Source organism: Mesotoga sp. BH458_6_3_2_1 (assembly GCF_003664995.1).
Taxonomy (GTDB): Bacteria; Thermotogota; Thermotogae; order Petrotogales; family Kosmotogaceae; genus Mesotoga.
In genome coordinates this window covers 1-1482 of the sequence record NZ_JFHL01000022.1, presented here as the reverse complement: position 1 = coordinate 1482, position 1482 = coordinate 1, and the positions used below count along the sequence as shown (strand labels likewise).

The window sequence follows — 1482 nt, the reverse complement described above, 5'->3', positions numbered from 1 at the left end:
CGGGATTGAGAAGAAGAGTCCTGGCAGTGGCCGCCCTCTGTCTCTGACCACCGGATAACATGTGGGGATACCTCACAAGGAATTCATCTGGAGGGTTGAGCTTGACTTCCCTCAAAGCCTTCTCTATCATCTCCATTCTCGCGTCCCTGTCTTCTCCTAGTTTATGTATTATGAGAGGCTCTTCCATAACGTCCCTTATCTTGAACCTCGGGTTCATGGAAGCGTATGGATCCTGAAAGATCATCTGTACGTTCCTTCTGTATATCTTCAATTCATCTTTCTCTATATGAGTGACATCCTCTCCATTCAGAAACATGGTTCCGCCTGTAGGCTCAAGGAGTTTCATGATTAGTTTTCCCGTCGTGGTCTTTCCACATCCTGACTCTCCGACAAGACCGAATATCTCACCCCTCTTTATTGAGAAGGATATACCGTCAACGGCCTTCACATAACTGTGTTCACCCTTGAAGAACTGGGATATGCTTCTTCTTATTGGAAACCACTTCTGAAGGTCTTTCACTTCAACGATCTTTTCGGTCATCTCTTCTCACACCTCCAGCAGGCCACCATGTGTTCCTTTTCAATCTCTATAAGGGGTGGTTCTTCTTCTTTGCACTTATCCATAGCGAGGGTACATCTCGGATGAAATCTGCAACCCGATGGAGGTTCCAGTAGATCAGGAGGAGCACCGGGGATGAAGGATAGTTCATTTACCTTTGCGTGAAGTCTGGGAGTTGCAGCGAGCAAGTTTCTAGTATACGGATGACAGGGACCCTGTTCTCCGTATATCTGCTGGTTTGTTCCTATCTCCACTATCTTTCCGGCATACATAACTGCTATCCTGTCTGACACCTCCGCCTCCGTTGCGAGGTCGTGAGTTATGAAAATGAATGAAAGGTCTAGCTTCTCCTTGAGGTCTTTGAGGAGGTTTATTATCTGGGCCTGCACTATAACATCCAGGGCTGTGGTAGGTTCGTCACAGATTATTACCTTCGGTTCGAGAAAGAGGGCGGTGGCGATGGCGATTCTCTGCTTCATTCCTCCCGAGAGTTCATGTGGATATCTCTTCACTATATCGCCTGAGAGTCCAACGAGGTTGAGATACTTCTCTATTCTCTTTCTCGCTTCTTCCCTCTCCATCTCCCTGTGTTCCTGCAAAGTCTCCATCATCTGTTTGCCTATTGTGTAAACGGGAGTGAGGGTATTCATGGCGCCCTGAAAGACCATGGAAACCTTCTCCCAGCGTATGTTCCTTCTCATTTCATTCTCACGCAGGGGAGTTATGTCTATACCGTCGAGCACAATCTTCCCACCGGCAATCTTTCCGGGGGGAGTGGGCATTTTAAGGAGTGCGAAGCCAGTGGTTGTCTTTCCACAGCCTGATTCTCCAACAAGACCTAGAGTCTCACCCTTTTTCAGAGAGAAAGAAATATCGTCTACAGCCTTAACCACACCTTTGCTCGTGTAGTAGTAAAGCTTGAG

At 47.4% G+C, this 1482-nt stretch carries 2 protein-coding genes; both read right to left on the bottom strand.

What is annotated here, in order from left to right:
- The coding region (locus Y697_RS11090; protein ID WP_147433198.1) for a dipeptide/oligopeptide/nickel ABC transporter ATP-binding protein at positions 1 to 541 on the bottom strand (541 nt) is incomplete at its 3' end.
- On the bottom strand, positions 538 to 1482 hold a 945-nt coding region (locus Y697_RS11085; protein WP_147433197.1), incomplete at its 5' end, for an ABC transporter ATP-binding protein. The genes Y697_RS11090 and Y697_RS11085, both read right to left, overlap by 4 nt.